General features: G+C 65.6%; 7 protein-coding genes. 3 read left to right on the top strand and 4 right to left on the bottom strand.

The genetic code is table 11. From position 1 onward, the window contains the following. Positions 1–16: 16 nt before the first annotated feature. A complete protein-coding gene (locus BJI69_RS17345) occupies positions 17–1,222 on the bottom strand; it encodes an efflux RND transporter periplasmic adaptor subunit (RefSeq protein ID WP_046969305.1) in 1,206 nt (401 codons plus the stop codon). 185 nt (positions 1,223–1,407) lie between these two features. Here BJI69_RS17345 and BJI69_RS17340 point away from each other — a divergent pair, with 185 nt between their 5' ends. From BJI69_RS17340 to BJI69_RS17330, 3 genes are all read left to right on the top strand, one after another. Further along, positions 1,408–1,839, top strand: coding sequence for a hypothetical protein (locus BJI69_RS17340; protein WP_046969306.1), 432 nt, complete (start codon positions 1,408–1,410; stop codon positions 1,837–1,839). Positions 1,840–1,934: 95 nt separating this feature from the next. Beyond that, entirely contained in the window at positions 1,935–3,302 is a 1,368-nt protein-coding gene (locus BJI69_RS17335; RefSeq protein ID WP_125903097.1) for a hypothetical protein, read from the top strand. Positions 3,303–3,575: 273 nt separating this feature from the next. Further along, positions 3,576–6,614: a TonB-dependent receptor gene (locus BJI69_RS17330; protein ID WP_046969307.1), complete on the top strand. Its 3,039-nt coding sequence runs from the start codon at positions 3,576–3,578 to the stop codon at positions 6,612–6,614. A gap of 47 nt (positions 6,615–6,661) precedes the next feature. Here BJI69_RS17330 and BJI69_RS17325 read toward each other — a convergent pair whose 3' ends face one another. The 3 genes from BJI69_RS17325 to BJI69_RS17315 form a co-directional block, all read right to left on the bottom strand. Continuing rightward, positions 6,662–6,862 carry a hypothetical protein gene (locus tag BJI69_RS17325; protein WP_046969308.1) on the bottom strand — a complete coding sequence of 67 codons (201 nt, stop codon included), beginning with the start codon at positions 6,860–6,862 and terminating at the stop codon, positions 6,662–6,664. Between the two features lie 22 nt (positions 6,863–6,884). Continuing rightward, positions 6,885–7,121, bottom strand: coding sequence for a hypothetical protein (locus BJI69_RS17320; protein ID WP_046969309.1), 237 nt, complete (start codon positions 7,119–7,121; stop codon positions 6,885–6,887). A gap of 74 nt (positions 7,122–7,195) precedes the next feature. Next, positions 7,196–15,604 (bottom strand): GH36-type glycosyl hydrolase domain-containing protein, encoded by an 8,409-nt coding sequence (locus tag BJI69_RS17315; RefSeq protein ID WP_125903096.1) that lies wholly within the window; start codon positions 15,602–15,604, stop codon positions 7,196–7,198. Positions 15,605–15,650 lie beyond the last annotated feature (46 nt).

The raw sequence follows: 15,650 nt of genomic DNA, 5'->3' as shown, positions 1-15,650 counted from the left end.
GATCGCGTGCCCGCCTTTACGACGCGTGGCGTCGGCGGGGCGCGTCAGCCGTGGACGATCCGGCGGCCGGCTTGGCACCGGCGAGCTTCACCTTCGCCCCATCGGTCAGGCGATCCATGCCGTCGGTCACCACGGTCTGCCCGGCCGTCAGGCCGGTGGCGATCACGGTGAACTTACCGTCGCTGGGACCCAGGATCACCTTGTGCACCGACACGGACTGGTCGGCATTGACCAGGTAGACGAAATCGCCGGGGGCACCGCTCTGCACGGCCGGTGTCGGCACGAGCACGGCCTGCTTCAGCGTATCGACCAGCAGGCGCACGTTGACGAACTCGTTCGGATACAGCGCTTCGTCATCGTTGTCGAAGGTGGCACGCAGCGTCACCGTGCCGGTCGCCGTGGCCATCTGGTTGCCCAGCGCATAGAGCTTGCCGGTGGCGATCTGACGGCTGTTGTCGCTGCTGAAGGCGGTGACGGCGAGCGTCGTATCCGCCGTACCGAAGCGCTTGAGCACGTTGGCCAGCGAGTTCTGCGGCACCGTGAACTGCACCGTGGTCGGCTTCATGGTGGTGATGGTGACGATGCCCGGCGAGGTGGACTGCGTGACGTAGTTGCCCGGGTCGACCAGGCGCAGGCCAACGCGCCCGGATACCGGCGCGACGATATGGCAGTAAGCAAGGTCGAGGTCGAACTGGGCGATGTTCGCCTCGTCCGCCTTCACGGCGGCTTCGTCCTGCTGCACGGTGAACTTCTGGTCGGCGAACGTCTGCTCGGCGATCGACTTCTGTTCGTTCAAGGTGGTGAAGCGTGCGAGGTCGGAGCGTGCCTGCGCGAGTGCCGCTTTGTCTTTCGCCATCTGTGCTTCGGCCTGGCGCTTGTCGATCTCGTACTGGCGCGGATCGATCTGGGCGAGGAACTGGCCTTTCACGACATCCTGGCCTTCCTTGTAGCCGACGTCGGTGAGGTAGCCGCTGAGCTGCGGAAGCACGTTGACCGTGGCCACCGGGGTGACCGTGCCCAATTCATTGAGTATCTCGGGCATGTCGCCGAGGGTGGCCTTCGCCGCGCTTACCAACTGCGGCGGCGTGACGGGCTTCTTCTTGCCGGAACCGCTTATGACGTGAAACAACACCAGGGCGATGATCACGATGGCGACAAGCGAGACGATCAGCAGACGCCGTCCCTTGTGAGGCGGGTGCTGGGCTTGTGTCGCATCACTCATGAATCGATCTCCTGGGTTATCCGTTGCGGCTAGGCAACAGGAACGCGCGAGGTCCGATTACGTTTAACGATTCCGTGAACCGTTTAACCTACGCTCATCCCTGCGACTTCGCAGGATTTCACGACGTAAACCCCTGCGCCGCCCAACCGTTTTCATCATCAGCCCTCCTTCCATACGGTGTCGTGATGAACACGCTGCGCTCGATCTCCCTCGCCCTGCTCATGACCGTCGGCGCCGCCGCCGGCACATCCAGCGCCTCCGCTCAGGTCTACGTCGATGAAGGCGTCGACATCGGTCCGGAGCCCGGCTGTCCCTATGGTTATTACGACTACGCGCCTTATCCTTGTGCGCCCTACGGCTATTACGGGGCCGAATGGTTCGCCGGCGGCATCTTCATCGGTGCGGGCCCCTGGTTCCGTGGCCCACGCGGCTTCCGCGGTCACGTCGATCCACGCTTCGATCCGCGTCGCGGCTACGCCCGTCCCCTGCCCCAGGCGCACGAACGCCCGGCGCCGGGCACGCGCTTCGACCGCATCCCCGACTTCCATGGCGACGAGTGGCACGACGGGCGTGGTGGCGCCGAGCGCGGTGGCGATCATGGTGACGGTCGTCACTGACGCCTGACCGGTCTTCCGCCTCAAGTTCCTGCGATTCCCGCCGTTATCGAGGGGGTTGAACAGGGATGCGAGGCGGAAGGATGACAATATCTTCATTGAGTGCAGCTTCATTGAGTGCGGCGGGTCTGGCCGTCACCGCGTCCCCGCTGCACAACAGCACGACGGCGATGGCATCGACGACGTCGGCTGGCTCGTTGCCCCCCGTCTCGGCCGCATCCGTCGCCGCACCCGCACCCTCGGTCACCGTCACGCTGAGCGGTACGACCGCCGCCGCAGCGCCAGCCGTCTACGGCCTGCCACCGATCAAGGCAGCGCCGGTCTGGCAGGATGCGGGCATCGCCATCACCACGGCGAGCGGACGTAGCATCACGCTCTCCCTGCAAGATGACGGCAGCATCGCCATCGCCACCGACGGAGACGCGCCCCTGAGCGATGCCGAGACGGCAGCCACCGCGAAGCTGTCGACGGCATTCAAGAGCGCGCTGGATGGCATGGCCTCCGCGCCGCCTCGCCTGGACCTGGACGGACTCGCGCAGGTCGACACCCGCATCCTCTCGTCAGTACATCTCGCGGCGCAGGCCGTGAGCGACAACCAGGCCATCCAGACGATCGACTTCCGCGGCGACGCGACGACCCGTGCCGTGAAGATCGAGGGGCTGGCCGGAAAGATCGACGTGAGCGTGGACTTGAGCTCACCAGCCATCGCCGGAAGCAAGACGCAGCAGGCGTCGGCGATCGCCAATGTCCTGAAGCAGTTCGACCAGGCCGCCTCGCGCGGTCACGCGAATCCCGCCTTGATGTCGATGTTCAAGGATGCGTTCACTCAGATGAGCGCGCCGGGTGGCCTCGACACACCGGGCCTCACGCGATCGTCGTCCTGGCTCGACGACACCGACCACGCATTATTGAGCGGCCTGGCGGATTTCACGGCGTCGATCACGCAGACGGCCACCGCACCGAATCCTTATCGATCGAACGAGCACGATGCTTTCTCGTTCCAGACATCGCAGCGCACCCAGGTAACGGGCCGGAATGCCACCGAGCGCGGTATCTCCCAGATCACGACGACACAGCTGCACGCGAGCTTCCACTCGGCGCTGTCGCCCGATGCCCCGCTCAACCTGACCGACGATCCCAAGTCGCAGAACTACTACTTCACGCAGATCGCCGATGACGCGCAGAGCAACCTCAGCATCGGCTACCGGAAGGGCCAGCTCGTCAAAGCCAGCCTCACCCAAACGGCGAACCAGAGCACCGACCGTTTGAAGTACGTCATGGGCCAGAAGGTCGAAGACGTGACCACGCCACTGCGGAAGTCGCAACAGCGCGACCTGCTGCCCCTGCTGCAGGAGATGGAACGGCACCCGCCACAAACGGCCCGGGAGCGCGACGCGCGCACCCGCGATCTCGCCAGCCTGCACGACAGCGTCCTGCTGCGGACCGACCCGGTCTCCCTGGCCTAGCCCGCGCGAGGCATCTAAAAAGAGATGTCTAGAGGGCTATACATTCGAAATTAGTTTCGATATAACTGGCTCACGTGCTGCGACGCAGCACGTTTTGTCACATCAGGGATGTAGCCGGCGCTAGACCGGCTACCGGCACCCACGACCCGGCTCCCGCCGGCGTCAGGGTCGCGCCTTTGGGGGATCTACCTTCGTTTTCATGTCATGCCCGGCCCTGCGGCAGCAGCGACCGTGCGCGCTTACGCCTGAAAAAGTTCGAGGAGAGCGTCGTTCATGTCCAGCAAGACACCCCGTATCCAGCATGCCCTCGCAGCCGCTCTCGCCCTGGCCCTCAGTTCCGGCGCCCTGGCGCAGTCCACCACCGGTAGCCTGTTCGGGCAGGCACCCGCCGCGGCGGGTGAGACGGTCACGGTGACCAGTGACACCGGTCTGAGCCGGGATGTCCCGGTCGACGAGCGCGGTCGTTACTCGGCAGGCCAGCTCCCTCTGGGCACGTATACCGTCAGCCTGAAGGTCGGCGGCAAGGTCGTGGACACCCGGCAGAACATCACGCTCAAGGTCGGCGCCGGCACCGAGGTATCGTTCGTCGCGTCCTCCGCGCAAGCGATGGAAGGAATCACCGTGTCCGCGGCGGCGTTGCCGGGCATCGACGTCTCCACCGTGGACTCGCGCACGGTGGTCACTTCCGAGCAGCTGGCGCGCTTGCCGTTGGGTCGAAATTCCGAAGCCATCGCGCTGCTTGCGCCCGGTGTCGTGAACAACGGCGGCAGTTTCAAGGGCCCGACCGGAAATTCCCTGGTGAGCTTCGGTGGCTCCGCCGCGAGCGAGAACGCGTATTGCGTCAACGGCTTCTCCACGACCGATCCGCTGCGCGGCTTCGGCGGCCTGTCCCTGCCCTACGGTGCGATCGACCAGCAGGAGGTCTATACCGGCGGTTACAGCGCACAGTACGGCCGTTCCGATGGCGGCGTGATCAACGTGGTGGGCAAGCGTGGCACCAACGAATGGCACTTCGGCACCCAGGTGCTCTGGGAGCCGAGCTTCGCCCGCGCCGATCAGCGCAACCGCTATTTCGAAAACGGTCTGCCGGCGTCGCCGAAGGCGGGCCAGCTGTATTCGCCGGACTCGAAGGACTCGTTCAGCAGCACGACGGTCAGCGCTTACGCGGGCGGCCCGTTGATCAAGGACAAACTCTTCATCTTCCTCGCCGGCGAATACGAGCGGCAGCAAGGCAATACCGTGAACCCGGTGAGTGGATTCACCAGCACGAAGCCGTATGTCGACTACCGTTACAACGAGCCGCGCTGGTACGGCAAACTCGACTGGAACATCACCGACAGCAACATCCTCGAGGTCACGGGCGCCTCCGACAAGTACGAAACCTCGGGCACCGTTTATGGTTATGACTACCAGGCACGCACGCGCACGGACCGCATCGGTGGCGACGACAACATCAAGACCGGTGGCGATCTGTGGACGGCCAAGTACACCGGTTACATCACCGACGACCTCACGGTCACCGCGCAGTACGGCAAGCTGAAAAGCGACGACTACGACGCACCGGCCGGCTACGCGCCCGACATCACCTATGTGGATGGACTGACCAACCAGAATCCGGCGTTGAACAACGGTGCGCCGCGCGGCAACAACCAGACCGTCGCCAGCCTCAGTCCGGCCGGGCGTGGCAACCGCACTACCAATACCCGCATCGACATCACCTACAAGATCGGCGACCACACGATCACGGCGGGCATGGACAACCAGACGGCGAAAGCGATCGACCAGGGCACGATCACCTCGGGTCCCGGCGGGTATTCGTGGACGTATGGCCAGGGTGACCCGAATACGCCGATCTCAACCGGCCTGGGTGTGCCCGCCACCGGCGGCTTTCCGAATGGCGCACAGGGCTACTACGTCATCCAGAACATCAACAGCAGCCTGGCCACCGTGCGCTCGACCCAGCGCGCGCAGTACATCGAAGACAAGTGGCAGATCAACGATCGCTGGCTGCTCTCGGTCGGCGTGCGGAACGACCAGTTCGAGAACTTCAACAGCGATGGCGATCCCTTCGTCACCCAGCACAAGCCGCAGTGGGCACCGCGCCTGGGCGCAAGCTGGGATGTGAACGGCGATGCGACCTTCAAGGTCTATGCGAATGCCGGTCGCTACTACCTCGGCCTGCCCTTGAACCCGGCGCTCAATGCGGCCGGCGGCGCGCTGACCACCTCGCAGTACTTCACCTATGGCGGTATCGCCGGCGATGGCACCCCGACCGGATTGCTCGCCATTTCCCCGCCAGTCGCTGCCAACAACACCTTCGGCCAGCTACCCGATCCGTCCACCGTGACCACCAAGGGCCTTAAGTCCGAATACCAGGACGAGTTCATCCTCGGCTTCACCAAGACCCTCGGCACGAAGTGGGTCTACGGTGCGAAGGCGACGCAACGCATCCTGCGCAATGCCATCGATGACTATTGCGATATCGACCTCGTGCTGGCCAAGGCGCAGTCGCTCGGCTACGACGTGACCACCTCGAGCAACCCGGTCAGCTGCTGGTTGTTCAATCCGGGCAAGGCGAACACGTTCAACCTCGTCGACACGTCGGGCAATCACGTCAGCGTGCCGCTGACCAACCAGGAATTCGGCTTCGACCGGCTGAAGCGTCGTTATTACGCGCTCGAATCGTTCCTGGAACATCCCTTCGACGGCACCTGGTATGCGCGGGCTACGTACGTCTTCTCGCGGAGTTACGGCAACACCGAGGGCCAGCTGCGCTCGGACTTGTACCGCGAATCGCGCGGTACAGGCCAGACGGCCGTGTCGACCACCCAGGACTGGGATAACTCGTACATCATGGTCAACACCAATGGTCCGCAGAACAATGACCACAAGCATCAGCTGAAGATCTTCGGCTACTACCAGATCACCCCCGAGTGGCTGGTCAGCGGCAATCTCAGCGTGATCTCCGGCGCACCCAAGCCCTGCCTCGGCTACTTCGGACCGGATCGGGAAGATCCGGCCGGCTACGGCAACAGCTACCACTTCTGCAACGGCCTGCCGTCACCGCCGGGAAGCCACGGTCGCCTGCCCTGGGTGCGCCAGATCGACCTGGGCGCGACCTATCGTCCGGCGTTCGCCGATTCGAAGCTCGCCTTCAACGCGAACATCTTCAACGTCTTCAACGAACAGCGTGTGGTGGGGATTTATCCAAACGGCGAGTCGAGCCCGAATCTGGCCAATCCGCTTTACGGCACACCGACGGCTCGGCAGTTGCCGCGGTATCTGCGGTTGAGTGCGAATTACGATTTCTGAGGCGAGCACCCTGTCGCCGATGAGTCGGCTCCTACACAGAGCCGGTATCAGGCATCGTCGTCGGGGGCCTCGAAAGGCACGTCGTCATCGCGTGCACCGTCGCTGGAATAGGTCTCGTCGCCCGCTTCGTCGTCGGCGTCGCGTTTAGGCGACGCCGGCTTGGGCACATATTCCATGGGCGTCTCGCCACGGCTCTTGCGCAGGTCGTCGATGATGCGTTGGTTGATGCTCTGGAACGGGCTGGTCATCGTCGGCCTCTAAGGCGTTTCATCAATGTCGCGGTGTTCGCGGCGGGATGTGCTCGGTCTCAGCGATCACCGAATCCGGCGCGGCGACAGCCTTGCGCCCGCGCAACTGCCTGGCGGTAAGTGGCAGGCATTCGCCTTTCTCGTTGATCTCGCGAATCGCACAGGCGGCCGGATGCTCGGCCGCGGCGACGTCGTACGCCTCGAGGATCGAGCGCCTGGCCTCGAGGTAGGACGGTCGATCCTTGGAAATCGTGGACATGGCTCGCTACTCCCCGGACGGCAACGACGGGCGCCGCCAAGCGCGAGGCTGCGCCCGTGGCCGTTACCTCCCCGTTAGCCGCGTGGGTACACGGCGTGCACGATGTATTCCTTGCCCTCATCGCGCAGTGGCAGGCTGTCGCCATCGACCGACACCCCATCGAGCAACAGACCCGGCAACTCCCCGTCTCGCGCAGGACGGAGATCGATCGCATAGGTCGATCCGCCAAATCGGTAGCGCAGGCTGTAGCCCGCCCACGAGGCCGGGACACATGGGCGGATGCGTAGCCGCCCTTCCTCAAGACTGAGGCCAAGCAGCGCCTCGATCAGCAAGCGATACATCCAGCCCGCCGAGCCCGTGTACCAGCTCCAGCCTCCACGGCCGACGTGCGGCGGTACGGAATACACGTCCGCGGCGAGCACGTAAGGCTCGATCTTGTAACGCTGGATGGCCTCCGCGTCGCCGGTATGGCTGCCCGGGTTGATCATCCTGGCCAGTTCCCAGGCCCGATCGTGCTTGCCCATGTGTGCGAAGGCCATCGCTGCCCAGACCGCGGCGTGGGTGTACTGGCCGCCGTTCTCGCGCACGCCCGGCACGTATCCCTTGATGTATCCCGGATCCATGGACGAGCGATCGAACGGTGGATCGAGCAGGCGGATCAGGCCGGCGTCTTCCTGCACGAGATGAGCGTCCAGCGACGCCATCGCCTGTGTCCGGCGTTCGTCGCCGGCAACGTCCGAGAGCACCGACCAGCTCTGCGCGATCGCGTCGATCCGGCATTCGTCGTTGCTCGATGAACCCAGTGGCGTACCGTCGTCGAACCAGGCGCGTCGGTACCAGCTGCCATCCCAGGCGTGGGCTTCCAGCGCGAGGGAGAGCTTGGCCACTTCCGCCATGCAGCGCTCGGCGAACGCGACGTCGCCACGCGCACGCGCCGTCACCGAGAACTCGCGCAGCACATGGACGAGGAAGAAGCCGAGCCATACGCTCTCGCCACGGCCCTCCTCGCCCACCTTGTTCATGCCATCGTTCCAGTCGCCGCTGCCCATGAGCGGCAAGCCGTAGCGACCACGCGGCATGGAATGTTCGATGGCACGGACGCAGTGGTCGTAGAGGCTGGCACGGATGCCCGAAGGGCGTGGCAGATCGTAGTACGACTCTTCCCCGGGGCGCAGGGGACGGCCTTCGAGATACTCGATCGATTCGTCCAGCACCGCGCTATCCATGCTCGCATGCACGTAGCGGCTAGTAGCAAGCGGTAGCCACAGGTAGTCGTCCGAGCAGCCTGTACGCACGCCGCGCTCGATGGGCGGGTGCCACCAGTGCAGTACATCGCCTTCGACGAACTGATGCGCCGCGCAGAGCAACAGCTGTGCCCGTGCCATGGCCGGCGCCGCATGTTGCGTGGCCATGGAATCCTGCAACTGGTCGCGGAAACCGACGGCACCGCCGGACTGGTAGTAGCCGCTACGCGCCCACAGGCGACTGGCGATCGTCTGGTACAGGAGCCAGCCGTTCGCCATGGTGTCCATCGCCGGCTCCGGCGTCCTCGCCTGCACCACACCGAGAACATCGCGCCAGTGCGAGCGGACCGCATCCAGCACCTTGGCCGCTGCGCCGTCCTGGCGGAAGCGCTGCACCAGGTTGCGCGCCTCGCCTTCGTTGCCACCCATGCCCAGGCGGATGACCACCTCGCGCGATTCGCCCGGTTCGAGCTGGAAGACGACACGCAACGCGCCGCAGGGATCCAGGCCGGCGCCGACGCGGTTGCTCCAGGCGTGGCGACGCATCGCCAGCGGTGAATCCATCCTGCCGTTTCGGCCGAGGAACTCGGTGCGATCGCCGCCGACCGAACGTTCCCGATCGTTCACGTCGAAGAAGGCGACGCGACCCGGGAAGTCGCTGTTGTAGGCATTGCGGGCGAACAACGCACCGGTGCTCGGATCGACCTCGGTGACCACGTGCATGGCGCTCTTCTCGCGGACGTCGCCCAGCAGCCACTCCACGTAAGCCGTCAGCGAGAGGCGACGCGCCTCGCTGCCCCTGTTGGTCAGGGTGACGACCTGGAACTTCACCGGCGCATCCAGCGCGACGAAGGCTTCCAGCCGCGAGTGCACGCTGTCCTCGTCGTGCTCGAAACTGCTGTAGCCGAAGCCATGCCGCGTCGTATACGTACCGCTACCGCGCATGGGCAGTGGCGTTGGCGACCAGGTGCGACCCGTGGCTTCGTCGCGCACGTAGAGGGCTTCGCCGCTGGCGTCCTCGACCGGGTCGTTCTGCCACGGAGTGAGCCGACAACCGTGCGCGTTCTCGGCCCAGGTATAGGCGCCACCGCTTTCCGAAATCACGCTACCGAAGGACGGATTGGCCAGCACATTGCACCAGGGTGCGGGCGTCTCGGCGCCCGGTTCAAGCACGATGACGTACTCGCTGCCGTCGGCCGAGAAGGCCCCGGTCGGTGGTCTCGCGGCGGCCATCGCAGGGCGCGGCAGGCGCGGCCACGCCGCCGGTTCCGCCGCAGCCGGACGCGACTCCAGGCGATGACGCTCCATCTGCTCGGCCAGCGAGCCCAGGCTATCGACCACCACGATGCGCGCGCTGGCCTCCATCACCAGGCGGTCCTCGTAGGACAGCGGTTGCGCAGCGCGGATGAAGACGCCACCCGGACGGTCGAGCAGGTTCGACTCTGTCCCGGACGCCAGCAAGCCGGTGAGCGCATCGTGCAGCACCTGCCGGTAACCGGTGCTGTCCTCGTTCCAGATGACCAGGTCCACGGCGAGGCCGCGCAACCGCCAGTAAGCGGCCGCGCGAACCAGATCGCGCGCGACGTCGAGACGCGCGATATCGCCGATGCGCAGCAACACGATCGGCAGGTCGCCGGAGACGGCCTGCCCCCAAAGTCCCGATTGACCACGCGTGTTCGCCGCGATGAGCGAGGGTTCGGCACGAAGGGCGAGGTTCGGATAGACCACCGAGGTGGCCATGTGCTCGTAGAGCTGGGCGTCCGCCAGCGTGTTGTTGGCCTGGCGCAGGGACACCTGGCTATGCGTCCATGCCAGATCGAACACACGGTCGGACAGGTGACGATCCCGATACTTTTCGATAAGGCGCATACAGCCATCGCGGGTGTCCGCCACGCCGGTAACGAAGTCCAGCGTCGCCGTCTGCTCCGGATCCAGCGTGATGCGCACCCGGATCGCCACGATGGGATCGAGCACCGCGCCTGCCGTATCCGACAACCGCTCGACGCCGGCATCGAGCGCCTCCGGTTGGGCCGTACTGCGTCCGCGCCCGAGAAAACGGGAGCGGTCGGTTTCATAGGAAATCGCGTCCACGTCGACATCGTGGACGGCGACCAGGTGGCACATCCACGGCGGTTGCTCGTCGGCGGAACGTGGACGGCGGGCACACAGGAGCGCCTGCATCGAAGCCACGATCTCCGTCGTGACAAAGAGTTTGCTGAAAGCGGGGTGCGCCATGTCGCCGTTCGGATCGGTCAGCACCACCTCCGCGTAACTGGTCAGCTCGATGGTCCGTCGCGTGCGCCCGCGATTGGTGACACGGGTGCGGCGCAGTTCGATATCGTCCTCGGGTGACACCACGATTTCGGTGTGGGTCTCAAAGCCACGTTGGCGCACACGAAACTCCGCCCGGGATTCGGAGAAGATCGCTTCGAACAGCTCCGTCCGGCGCGCGACAGGCTGGTAGGCCGTGCTCCACACATCGCCCGACTCCGGATCGCGCAGGTAGCAGAACATGCCGTGGTTATCGCGCGTGATGTCTTCGCGCCAGCGGGTCACCGCCATCGCATCGCGGCGACTGTAGCCGCCACCGGCACTGCTCACCATGACGTGATAGCGACCATTGGAGAGCAGCTGGACGGCGGGACGCGGGCGATCCGGGTCGGTGAACAGGCGCAGGCGCGCCTCCGGTGTCGACGGTGCGGTCGCGTCGTCACCCAGACCGGCAGTATGCAGATACTCCGTCGCACTACGCGGAATGCGCTCCTGCAACAGCAGCGTCGTGGCCATGACGTGTGGATCCGACTCGAACCGCCGTTGCATCGGCTGGCCGAGTAGCAGGTGGTCGATCGACAACAGCGACATACCCTGGTGATGGGCCATGAACGACTGCACCACCACGGCATCCTGTCCCGGCGGCAGGCGCGATGGTGTGTAGTCGACCGCTTCGTACAGACCGAAGCGACCGGCCAATCCGGCTTCCGCGAGTCGGCGCAGGTTACTGGTGGCGGCAGCAGGCGCGACCATCAACGCGAGCACGGTCGCATACGGCGCGACGACAAGATCGTCGCCGAGGCCGCGCTTGAGACCAAGCCCGGGCACGCCGAAGGCACGGTATTGGTACGTCAGGTGCGCATCGACGGCGTTGTAACCGGACTCCGACACACCCCACGGCAAGCCGCGCTGCTTGCCGTATTCGATCTGCCTGGCGACGGCGGCACGGCAGGTCTGGTCGAGCAGGCTGCCCTCGTAGGTCGGCATCACCAGCATGGGCATCAGGTACTCGAACATCGAGCCCGTCCACGACAGCAACACGGGCGATCCCCCCGTCGTGGTCAGCAGGCGACCGAGGGAGAACCAGCTTTCCTGGGGAATCTGGCCCTGGGCGATGGCGACGAAGGTGGTGAGGCGCGCTTCGGAAGCAAGCAGATCGTAGAACGAGGCATCGAGCGTGCGACGCTCGATGTCGTAGCCGATCGACATCAGATGCCGGTTGTCGTCATACAGGAACGCGTGATCCATCACGGCCAGCTCGCCGGCCAGCGCGGCGAGACGGCCGAGCGCCTCGATACGGGCGATGGCCGTGGCGCCGCCGATCTGCAGCAGGGTGGGAATGCCGTCCACCTGCCCTTCCCCGCCCTGCCACTGCGTCGCCTCCGACATCAGGTCCTCGCACTGCGCCGTGAGCAGTGCGAGCCAGAACGCCGTGTCGTCGGACGCCTCGTGCGTGAGTGCCGGCGCCACCGCGTGCAGGCGATCGGCCTGGCGGGTGGCGAAGGCGAGCACGGCATCCATGGAACGGGGTGGCGAATCCATCGAGGCAAGCAGTTCGCTGGACCACGCCGTCAGGCCTGCACGCTCACCGCTGCCGACGTGCTCGATGAGGACGCCGAGCGTATCGCGCAGGCCTTCGATCGTCGCCGCGCGGAACACCGGTTCGGCCGGCATCGCCAGCAAACCGCGCTGCAGCGTCAGCAGATGGCCGGCGAGGTTGCCGCTGTCCACGCTGGATACGTAGAGCGGACGCAATGGTGCGAGCGTTTCGGTGTCGTACCAGTTGTAGAAATGACCGCGGTAGCGCTCGAGCGAATGCATCGTCGCCAGCGTGGCGGCGGTGCGCGTGATGACGCCGCCAAGGCCGAGGTAGCCGAAGTCGTAGGCCGCTACGCTGGCCAGCAGACCCAGGCCCATGTTCGTCGGCGACGTGCGCCGTGCGACACGAAGCTCGGGGGTCATCTGTACGTTGTCCGGCGCCAACCAGTGGTCGTCCGGACCGACATGGGTCTCGAAGAACGCCCAGGTGCGACGTGCCAGCTGGCGGAGAAAGCTTCGGTCGGCGGTACTGGGCACGAACACGTGACTGATATCGGGACGGCTCACCCACCAGGCGAAGACAGGCGAGACGAACCACAGGAAGAGCACCGGCATGGCGATGGCGAGCACCATCGGCCGGTCGATCGCAAGCAGCACGCACAGAACGATCGCGACGGCGGGCCCGGCCCAGAGCGCACGCCAGGGTACGGCGTGCTTGCCCCGTCCACTGCGCTCCACTTCGCTGGACGAGCGCCACTGCAGCAGATGTCGGTGACTGACCACGATGCGCCACAACGAACGGGTGATGGCGTCGATACTCACCCAGGCTTCGTGGGGCAGCCAGGCCATGGAGAACACCAACCGTATCGCGTGCTGCACCGTCGCGACGAGCGAGGCCTGGGCATGTTGTCGCCAACCGATGTCACGCGGCTTGCGTGCGGCTTCCATGAGGGCTTGCAGCAACACCGGCACGAAGGCCATCGACAACACGGCGAGCGTCCAGGTCAGTACCGGATCGACCCACAACCAGCCGGCCGCCAGCAAGGCGAGCGCGGCGGGGGCGACGACACTGCGGCGCAGGTTGTCGAAGATCTTCCAGCGCGACAACGGGCTGAGGTCGTTGCGCCGCCAGCCGTCGCGCGTCGGCACCGTGGGCAGGAGCCAGGGCAGAAGCTGCCAGTCGCCGCGCATCCAGCGATGCCGCCGGATGCTGTCGTCCACATAGCGTTCGGGGTTCTCCTCGAACACGAGCACATCGGTGAGCAGCGCGGTCCGTGCAAAGCAGCCTTCGATCAGGTCATGGCTGAGCACGCGTTCGTCGCGCAGGCGACCGGCCAGCGCATGTTCGAAGGCATCGACGTCATAGATACCCTTGCCGATGAACGACCCTTCGTGGAAGAGATCCTGGTACACATCGGACACGGCGCGGGTATACGGATCGATGCCCGCATCGGCACCGTAGAGACGCGCATAATCCGAACGCGCCTGCGCAGGCAGGCCGATGCCGACGCGTGGCTGCATGATGCCGTAGCCGGCCACCACCAGGCCTCGCGCCTCGTCGAACACCGGACGGTTCAACGGATGATCCATCGCGGCGACCAACAGGTGCGCCGTGTCGCGCGGCAACTGCGTATCGGTGTCCAGCGTGATGACGTAGCGCACGGGTGGCAGGCTACCGATGCGGCCGACGATCAGCGCAAAGCGTTCCGCGCCCTCGCCCCGAAGCAAGCCGTTCAGCGCGGCAAGCTTACCGCGCTTGCGATCCGTACCGATCCAGCGCCGTTCGGTCTCGCTCCACTCGCGCGGACGATGGAACAGGTAAAAGCGATCGATGGCCGGCGAGGGATATTTCGCGTTGAGCGCATCGATACGTTCCCGCGCACGCGAGACGATGGCGTCGTCACCCGGCATGGAAGCCGCATCCGCGTCCATGAAGTCGGTCAGCAGTGCGAAGTGCAGCGCCTCGTCGCGATTGGCGAGAAAGCGCACTTCGAGCGCTTCGGCCACGTCGTCCACATCGTCGGTACTGCCGAGCAGGGTCGGCACCGCCACCATGGTCCGCGCCTCGGCCGGGATGCCCTTGGCGTAATCCATGCGCGGCAGGTGATCCGGCCGGGTGACCAGCACCGCGACCAGGTTGAGCAGGCTCAGGGTCAACTGGCTGGCCACGATCATGGCACCGAAGGCCAGCGCTGCCCGGGCCCAGCCCGAGGCAGGGGCGAGCGTCGCGCTTTCGGCCAGGCCAGTGGTCAGGCCGGCCAGTACCAGGAGGAACGCGGTGAAAGAAAAGGCGAAAGGCGCCCGGTCGAACACACGACGACAACGGGAGGAGAACGATCGCCGTGTGCGTAAGCGGCGCTCGAGCGCAGGCAGGCCCGGGCCGACCAGGTGATAGCCGATGTGCGTGATCGCGCCGTCCCTGGGTTCCCCAGGCTCCGGGCAGCTCGCGGCAAGGGCGGCGCGTGCGGTAGCCACTTCGCCCAGTTGCCCGGCGCGCGCGAGACGCTCGACGGCATGCCGGTAGCGATCGCGGCTGGCGAAGTCCATCGCCGCATAAATCCCCGCCGGATCCTCACGCAGGCAGGCTTCGACCAGGCTGGCGTGTTCGACGAAGTCGCGCCAGTCGACGGTGACCAGCGCGCGCAGGCTGCCGATGCTGTTACCGACGGACACCTGTTGAGCGGCCTGCTGCTGCGACTCCATCTGCACGAGGTAGTCGATGCTTCGGCCGGATTCGGCAAGACGCTGCTCGATCCAGCCCAGCGGCATGGCGAGCGCAGGACCCTGCCCCTGTAGACGCCGCACCAGTTCGGCGACGAAAGGTGCGCTCATCACCGGTGAGGAGCGCGCCATGTCGGCGACGACCAGCACCACGTTCTTCGGATCGTCCGCTGCCATTCGCGTCATCGCGTCGGCCCAGCGCGTTGCGCGACGACGCCTGGACTTGTCGAGCATCACGCGCGCGGCGATGCGCCGGAGGTTCTCGATCAGTGCGAGACGCAGCATGATCGGTATCGCCCACAGCTCGCCCAGTTTCAACGGCACGATGGACTGATAGGCCTGGAGGAATCTCGCCAGTCCGGCGGCATCGATGCGACCGTCGCCGTGCGAGATCACTTCGAGGGCGATGTCGTACACGCGTGGAAGGCCACGCGACGGCCCGTCTTCCAGTTGCACCAACTCGCGGCTGTAGCCCTTGGGGAAGTCCTTGTTGGCGATACGGATGTGTTCTTCGATCAGGTAGAGGTTATCGAGCAACCACTCCCCGGCCGGCGTCGTGCCGGCGCCTCGCCGGCCGGCCGCCATCAGCGCACGGCAAGCCTCGAGGATGACCCGTTCGTTGTCGGCCAGCCTGGGCAGCAGCCAGTCCGCCGAGGGCCGCGTGGCCACGTCGTGGCGCCTCGCGAGCACCAGCCCGTGCGCTTCCATCTGGTCTGCGTTAAAAAGTTCCGCCCGCAGTGCGGGCTCACGCTCC

Origin of the sequence: Luteibacter rhizovicinus DSM 16549 (genome assembly GCF_001887595.1) — a bacterium.
Lineage (GTDB): Bacteria > Pseudomonadota > Gammaproteobacteria > Xanthomonadales > Rhodanobacteraceae > Luteibacter > Luteibacter rhizovicinus.
Note: the sequence above shows the minus strand (reverse complement) of the source record. Positions and strands in the feature narration are given on the sequence as shown.